The organism is Desulfococcus sp. (assembly GCF_041737845.1).
GTDB lineage: Bacteria > Desulfobacterota > Desulfobacteria > Desulfobacterales > Desulfococcaceae > Desulfococcus.
This window is the reverse complement of sequence record NZ_JBGSQX010000157.1, coordinates 1-7,737: the sequence shown is the minus strand read 5'-3', so window position 1 is coordinate 7,737 and position 7,737 is coordinate 1. Positions and strand designations below refer to the sequence as shown.

General features: G+C 51.8%; 9 protein-coding genes. 2 read left to right on the top strand and 7 right to left on the bottom strand.

Features of this window, described 5'->3' with window-relative positions:
- Positions 1-211: 211 nt before the first annotated feature.
- The 7 genes from ACEW8N_RS19535 to ACEW8N_RS19505 all read right to left on the bottom strand — a co-directional run bounded on the left by ACEW8N_RS19535 (position 212) and on the right by ACEW8N_RS19505 (position 5,871).
- Entirely contained in the window at positions 212-829 is a 618-nt protein-coding gene (locus ACEW8N_RS19535; protein WP_373501543.1) for a hypothetical protein, read from the bottom strand.
- A gap of 483 nt (positions 830-1,312) precedes the next feature.
- Complete coding sequence (locus tag ACEW8N_RS19530; protein WP_373501542.1) at positions 1,313-2,773, bottom strand: vanadium-dependent haloperoxidase; 1,461 nt, start codon at positions 2,771-2,773, stop codon at positions 1,313-1,315.
- Between the two features lie 13 nt (positions 2,774-2,786).
- The gene (locus ACEW8N_RS19525; protein WP_373501544.1) at positions 2,787-3,350 is read right to left on the bottom strand and encodes an Arm DNA-binding domain-containing protein; all 564 of its coding nucleotides are present in this window, start codon (positions 3,348-3,350) and stop codon (positions 2,787-2,789) included.
- A 318-nt stretch (positions 3,351-3,668) separates the two neighbouring features.
- Complete coding sequence (locus tag ACEW8N_RS19520; protein WP_373501541.1) at positions 3,669-4,079, bottom strand: hypothetical protein; 411 nt, start codon at positions 4,077-4,079, stop codon at positions 3,669-3,671.
- Positions 4,080-4,193: 114 nt separating this feature from the next.
- A complete protein-coding gene (locus ACEW8N_RS19515) occupies positions 4,194-4,535 on the bottom strand; it encodes a YkvA family protein (RefSeq protein WP_373501540.1) in 342 nt (113 codons plus the stop codon).
- Positions 4,536-4,557: 22 nt separating this feature from the next.
- Complete coding sequence (locus ACEW8N_RS19510; RefSeq protein ID WP_373501539.1) at positions 4,558-5,055, bottom strand: RadC family protein; 498 nt, start codon at positions 5,053-5,055, stop codon at positions 4,558-4,560.
- 126 nt (positions 5,056-5,181) lie between these two features.
- Positions 5,182-5,871 (bottom strand): hypothetical protein, encoded by a 690-nt coding sequence (locus ACEW8N_RS19505; RefSeq protein ID WP_373501538.1) that lies wholly within the window; start codon positions 5,869-5,871, stop codon positions 5,182-5,184.
- Between the two features lie 434 nt (positions 5,872-6,305).
- Between ACEW8N_RS19505 and ACEW8N_RS19500 the strand changes: the two genes are divergently transcribed.
- Positions 6,306-7,124: a GAF domain-containing protein gene (locus tag ACEW8N_RS19500; RefSeq protein WP_373501537.1), complete on the top strand. Its 819-nt coding sequence runs from the start codon at positions 6,306-6,308 to the stop codon at positions 7,122-7,124.
- Positions 7,125-7,224: 100 nt separating this feature from the next.
- Positions 7,225-7,605, top strand: a complete 381-nt coding sequence (locus tag ACEW8N_RS19495) for a hypothetical protein (RefSeq protein ID WP_373501536.1) — start codon at positions 7,225-7,227, stop codon at positions 7,603-7,605.
- Positions 7,606-7,737 lie beyond the last annotated feature (132 nt).

Sequence of the window (7,737 nt, the reverse complement as noted above, 5' to 3'; positions counted from 1 at the left end):
TCCGATGCAGCCAGCAGAGACTCATCATGGGCGAGAATGGGTCCTCAAAAACTCGTCGGAGCCCATGATGGGTCTCTGCGCGTTGCGCAGAGCTGGATGATCGAGCAGCTCGGATGTTAACTGTCAATCATTATGTCTATATTTGCAGGCGGCACATATCTTCGAAAGCTGCCTCACTATGGATTGCCTGAAGAACTGGATCGCATCACGGTCATTTTGAGGCAATAATCTTGTTTTTCTGCAGATCCCGGATTACCACCTGGATCACTTCATCGATGACTTGGTTTCGGGTGTCGATATCCCATGATTTTGACTGCCCGGTCCAAATGAGTTTTTCCGTTTTGACGTCGTACAGGTTCGTTTCCAGGCGGACATTGGTTTTTGAGCTGGAATACCCGGGATCATTGGCATAGTTGTAGATTCGGCCGTAATTATTGTAAAAGCCCAGCCCCTCGTATGAGCCTCGGGTATAGACCTCTTTCTCTTCTTTTCCCGCCATGTGCGTGACGATCACCGCGTCATTTTCAAATTGACGGACAGCAGCCAGGACCGTTTGCTTCTCGATCTTCAGATCCGACGGCATGGGGATAGCCTCCATGCTTGAAACTGCCCTGATGCCGGCGGCCTTCAGAAGCGCCACGAATTTTTGTTCAAAAAGGCGCCGCTTGTCCTCCTGGTTCGTCACCGCGATGACAAGAATATTGGACACGGGCTCTCCCCTGAAGGCCGGATAAACCTGGGTTCGGGTCAGTTCGGTGCCCGCGCAGGAAGCGACCAGGAGAACACAGCAGCAGATATAGGTAACCGCTTTTAAATTCAGGAATTTCACAAGATGCCTCCAGTGTGGATGTGTTTGATTTCATGTTGCTGACGGGATACGCTACAGCGATATTATTTGATGGGATATCACACAAAGAAATTTTTTTCCATGCTCTGGATGACGGATCGGTCCGTTGCACGTTTACATGACCCGCGAGGCTTTGGCCGAGAGGCTGTTAACGTACGGTCTTCTTCAGTCGGATTTTCACTCGGGATTCTCGGATCAACAACCTTCAGCTCCAAAAGCATATTCGTTGTCAGCGGCGTTCTTAAAGTGTGCCCAGCGCGGCGGTGTAAAAATGTGTGATCGACCTTCTTCATCTTCTTTCTAAAAGTTTATTTTTTTAAGTTTTTTCTTCAATTTTCCAGCTTTTTTCTTCCCATATCCTCCTCTTCCCAAAAGATTCATTTTTCCCGTAACATCGGCATGAGTAGGCACCGTGCCGATGGGAAGATTCCGCTCTTTTAGAATCTGGTACCGCATCCCCCTGCGTCAGGGGGCAATGCCGTTGATATGGCTGGTGATGAACGCGTAGGCCAGATCGCCGATGGTGCGGCCAAGGTTCTGCCCGGCCGGGATGGAGGCCATGAAGTGCACCCCGCCCCGCAGGCGGCTGAGGCCGCACTCCTCTTCGAAGGTCGACCAGGTATCGAACTCAAGCTCGATATCGCCGGCCGGCGTAATGCCGGGTTCGATAACCGAGGAGCCCTTGGACCTGGGAACCACCCACCCGAGGTTGTCCGATCCCAGGAAGCGCCTGCTGGCCTGGGCATGGGCCGCGCAGAAGCTGGCGGACCCCGACGGGTACTCCGGGTGGTCCGCGGTGTTCAGGTAGCTGCGCCATTCGGAAGCGGGCAAATCGTTCACCGCGCCTTTTCCAGGCCCGCCCCATGCGGTCACCGGCCGGTTTCCATACAGATACCGGATGGCGCTGAAGGGGCGTACGGCGTCATAGCGATATTTTTCATTCCAAACGGCAATGGCTGTGTCAAAGGCGGCCAGGTTGGTGAGGAAATCATACTGGATGAATCCTTCCAGGCTGAGCCCATTCGTCTGCGAGGCGAACAGCGCCGAGAAGCCCAGGCTCGCGAGTTTGTTGTCGAACAGTTCCGCCGTCATTTTCTGCAGGTCCGACAGGCCCGCCGATGCGGCCAGGACCTCATCCGCCTGCTGCTTGTAGGCTTTCCGGTGCTTGACGTTGCTGCTGGTGGGGACAGGCGCATGAAAGCGGTTGGGGTTGTCGAAGGAATAGGGCATGGTGACGCGCAGTTGCGGTGTCACGAACTGCTGGACGTGAAATATGCCGTTTCCGGCGCTCACGATATTCGGCTGCCATCGGGAGGGGTTCCTGAGGACATAGGCGGTGTTTACCGGCTGATAGCCCAAATAATCCGCATAAGGCACCCGGTTGTAAGTGCGACCGCCCTCGTCGCCGAGCTGGTTCATCCCGTCATGCTCCCGGTTGGCGACCACGGCGTTGCCGGCAAGATTCCCAATCCCGATGGCGGTGGTCGTGTTCTCCTGGTCGTCATCGGGGTCGAGCCCCACGGAGGTCAGCATCCCCTCCCAATCCGCCTTGTGGTTGGGGAGGAGGCTGTTCAGCACCCGGTATGACGCATACAGGACGGCCGTGTTCCGGTTGCTGTTGGTCGCCTGACCTGCCTCCTGCCGCTCCAGGTCCGAATACACCCCCACGGCGGTGGGATGATAGGGCGCGATGGCGTCAAACCAGGAGTTGGTGATCAATGTCGTGATGCGGAGCACCAGCGTTGCGTCGCTTGCCGTGGGGGACACCGACTGGAATATGGCCGGGATCACCCGGGGAATGATTACCTCGACGGGGGCGTTCCCATTTTCAAAATCGAACGCTGCGCCCGATGCCGCCGGCTGAAATGCGACAACGACTGCAAAAACCAATAAAAATTTGTATGTGAAGTATTTATTCGTATTCATAGGATATTCCTCCTTATGGAGACGGATGGCAAGAAAACGGCGGCGAATTGCCGCAAGTTTTATTTATTGTTGGTGAAATGGGGGTTTTGAATTCCGAATTCGAGATCTTTCTGAATTCGTGGGGGGAATGCGGAAAAGGTCGGGAAGATTCGTTTTCAGAAAGACATGAAAAACATAAGCTTCCCATGTCTGTTGTCAATCGGGTGCAGAAGAGCGATTGCCGTTGTGTCGCAACCCCGTGAACAGCAAAAACTGGAGCGCATTGGCGGAGACCCTGTTCCCCGAATACCTGAAACGTCATGCCGCCCGTCACCTTGTCCCGTTCGGACAGGGGATCGATGCCCTGGGACAGCATGTTCTTGAACTCGTTGGCGCGTTGTCGGGCATCCTGGAGCGATGTCGCCGGGAATTCCCCGATGCGGATCACCCGTTTTCTGCTGTTATAGCGGTATCGCAGGTAAAAGAACTTCCTGCCATTCTTGCTGACCAGCAGCCTCAGCCCGACCACCTCGACATCCGAATATTCCATTTCCCGGGAGGGGCTCTTCGGATGGTGGGCGGGCAGGGTTTCTATCATTCTCTTGGTGAAGCGGAATCTGCGGGATCGCAGGATCTCATTGCTCATTTTGACCTCCGTGGGGTAGGGGGGATGGGTAAACGGGACAGAACCGTGGAGAATATCCTGGACAAAAAGAAGGGCATCGGATCGTCAGACCGTTGCCCTGGATTTCCGTTTTCTTGTCCCTCAATGGTTTGTTCTCATCCCGGAAAAAACTCCGGTCACCCTCCGGTCAAGAGCAGCAAAAGCGGGACAACTTTCCCGCCGGTTTCTCCCTGCCTTCCGCTTCCTTTCTGCGGTCTTCTCCCGATCGGATTGGTACTCGGGATTCTCGGATCAACAATCTTCAGCCTCCAGCAGCAGATTCGGGTCGTATCCCGTCAGATCGATCACCTGGGCAGAGGATTCTCCGGCATTCCATTCGATCGGTATCCCCCGTTCGATCAGCAGGTGTTGGATCTTCTCGTCAAAGACTGCGATCACCATTTCGGGCTTGATTTCCGGGGTTCCATCCACCAGAAAGTTTTCGGGGTTGGATATGCCGCTATGGACCACGGGAGCGTCATCCAGGCCCGAATTTTGTCCATAAATGAAGATCTCCAGCTCGTAGTCGTCGAAATGAACATCCTTGATATAGGTAAGGCGGACAGCCGACAGATCCTCCGGGAAGCGTTCATCGACGTCCTCGAAGGCTTTTTCCAGGTCCACATAGCGGATCAGGGGATGATGGTCATTCCGGTTCTGCATGATATTTCCCTCCAAAAATAGAAAACCCCATGCCGGATATGTAGGCATGGGGTCTGATGTTGAGTTTGATTTCTCTGGAACTGTTTTCGTTCTGGCTGATGATCGGGGAAACGCTCAGGATTCCTTGCACCGGTCGGGCAGCAGTTTTTCCATCCGCTCTTTGGCTCCCGGAGTTTCATAGGCGTTGACCTTGGCCAGCACCAGGGCCATCACCGCGATATCGTCCAGATAGCCTCCGGGCAGGAAATCCGGAACCGCATCGATGGGACAGATCAGGTAGCCCAGAGCACCGATGATGGCCACCTTGATCCAGTTCGGGACCTCCTTTTCCGTCAGCAGCACATACAGGAGCAGCGCCTGTTCGTAGAGCTTGCATCCGGCTTTCTGAGGGAGGAAGGCCAGTTTCTGTTGGAGTTTTGTCTCTGTATATTGCGATTGATAGGGTTCATGGTCCACGGGTCTTCCTTTCGAGGTAGGGTCACGGGATTGTCAGGTCTGCGATCTTCTGGCGCATCGTTGCCAGCCATCCCGCATCCGCCATACTGTGGTATCCGTCCCCGACAATGATGTGATCATGGATGGTCACGCCGATGCTGTCCAGGGCGATACCGAGTTTGATGGTGATGGCATAGTCTTCCCGGGAAGGATCGGTTTTGCCCGACGGGTGATTGTGGGCAAAGACGATGGCGCTGCTTTTGTAGGCAATTACCTTCTTGACGATTTCCCGGGGATAGATCGCGGTGCTGGACAGGGTGCCCGAACACAGCTTTTCGATGGCCAGGACATGGTTGGCGGCGTCGAGGAAGATTCCATAGAACACCTCCACATCGTCCTGCTCTGCGAACAGGGGTTTGACAATGTTGTAGACTTCGGACGCATTGGACAGGCTTTGGGCCTTGACGGATTCTCTGACCATGGAGGCGAACCTGCCTGATTTCAGATCCTCCCAGAATTGGGCTTCCTGCTTTTGACACATGAGGGTCCTCCGTATGTGGGGATGGCGATGAAGATGAAACGGGTTTTCGGTCAGGTGTTGTCGGGATTTTTATAGGTGGATCGTGTTGTGGAATGCGGGGAAATCGGTGGGCAGGGAAAGGTTTGGCTAGACGCTCGGTCGTGCCGGCATCGATGCAGAAAGTTGTCTGGCAGCGACCGTTCGGGCCTCTTCCCTGGAGAGCATTCCATCGATCTGGCAAATGGCCATGCGCTCGAAGTAGGCTTCCAATCTGCTGTAGATCTCTTCCTCTGCATCATCGGGCACCAGGACGGTATCCTGAGCGCCGACATAGATGGGCAGGTAATGCGTGAAGACCCTCCGGACCTGTTTCGCAGCGATCTTCCATTGCGTCTGCGGCACCCAGATCCGCAGCTCGAACATCCCGAGCAGGGCGGCGGCATCCGGGGGAGGGCTCTCGGGCAGAGACGCCACGTCTTCAAATACTGGGATGTTGCCGGAGAGCGCATCCCTTGCCTTCTGCTCGTCTGCCTGGGCGAAAATGACGGCGGTGAGATCGTCGTTGAACAGCGCCGCCGGGATCCCGTGATAGTCTCCGAGTTCCAGCATGCATCCCCCGTCCACCTCATGACCTTCCGCATCCTCAAAGGCCTTGAAGATCCATTCCATCAGTTGTCCGGGCATGTTTTCCAGCGACAGGACGGCGAAGTGATCTGTTTTTAGATACGTTTTCAGCATGTGAACGGTTTCGGGGACGGTGGCAGCCCAGTCTCCATGGTTGGCGCTGACATGGTACAAATCGATGCCTGTGGGTTTTTCGGTGCATAACTGATCCATTTCGGGTTCCTCCCTGGGTTTCAAATATTTGGCAATAGGATTCCTGGATGGGGTGGATATATCCGTAGAATCAATCCTATTAAGGTAATATATATTTGAAATTTGGGTTGTTACGGGTGGGCTATCGGGAGGGATGAACAGGAAGGTTGATTCAAAAAAAATTATAAGATTTGTCTTGCTGGTATCACATCGCCTATCGGACCTCGTCTATCAGTTTGGAGTGCTTTATTGATTGACATGAATATGATAATCTGGTTTGGAAAAGAAACGGGATAGATTCAATAACCAATGCATCTTTTTGTTGCGATTTCTTCCCTTCGAAAACATGCCGTGATATTGAGACAAGGAAATATCGCCCGAATACCCTCTCAATATCATAATATCAGGGCAAATTGCCCTGTGAATAAATGGTTATGCGTAAAAGGAAAAAGCAAGTGCGAAGTTGGATAAGAAACATTTCTTCTTGGGACAGCCTTAATAGAGCAGCCATAATTGTTTCTCTTATTACAGGCTTTACGGGAATACTTACATTTCTTGGTTCTCAAATCCTATCTGCGATTATTCTCCTATCTGTAGCATTTACGGCTATTGTATTTCTAACTATCAGAAACATTCAACACAAAAAGAGAATTAAAAAAAGTGATGCTATTCTAAATGAAGTGTTCGATATATCTGGAAATATGACTGGCGATATACTGAAAGCCAGAAATGACATGTTTTGGCTATTTAATAGGTCTGATGAAAATGCTCAAAAATTTATAAACCAAAGCCTTCAACGTTGCATGGATTCTCTTGCCAATATTGCGCGAGAACATACCGGTGCAGATTGCCGAGCAGCATGTAGCGTAATAACCGTGAAAGATAAATCAGAGAATTCGCTTATCCATACAATCGCCCGAAGCTTTCCTGAAAAAAATGGTAAAAATAACGAAAAAGAGCTTCAATTCCCTTTCCGACTAAGAGATTTATCTGAAAGCGGTGTAATAAGAACAGGCAAGCCTCTTATTTTCCATGACCTAATGAAACAACAAAACTACTATAATCCCAACCCTAATTGGGCGCTGCTGTATCGTTCTACAGTTGTTGTACCAATTACGGCTGGATATGAAACAGACAATAAATATTTCGGATTTCTATCTGTCGATTCTAAAGAACCGAACACTTTTAGAGAGACCATTGTTCCTGTATTAGAATTTTACGCTGATTGGTGCAGCCTGCTTCTATCACATGCCGCAAATGATAAAAACGCATAACAAGGCAAATGCACTCGGACGTCAAAAAGCGTCGCTCGTCCCTCGCTCTGCTTTTTGCCGCCGGTGATTCGCGACGCTGGGCGTCGCAAGAGGGTACGAAATGAGCCTGCTTCACGATATACAGACAGCAGTCCTTCAGGATGATGCAGACCTTGGACCGATACTGCTTAAGCTAAGGCTGCTTGCAGCGCGCCTCGGTAGTCAGCCATTGGCAGAATGGGTCAAGCACGAATCGGAGGGCTATCCTGCTGGCGCCGATCTTCCGGAATACAGAGTGCTTGCAGTCAGCTACATAGCCAACTTTTCAGGGCCGTTCGGATCAGGAATTCAGAATGCTCCTATCTCTCCCTACCTCATCGAGAAATTCGCCGGGAAGTCTTGGGTTCGATATGAAATGCGTCAAAGCATTGCAGCGGTCGACGATCTTCTCAGCTCATCGACAAAGGGCGGCTCGCTTGGAATTAACGCCGCATGTCAATGATCGCCTTAATAGTGCCACCGATGATCGCCGTAATGGTGCCACTCAAAAATGCTCAAAAAGCGGTTTCGGACGACTATTCAAATGATGTTTTTTGACCTCCTTTCAGGCTTCATTTTTTTGTTCTTTGACAGA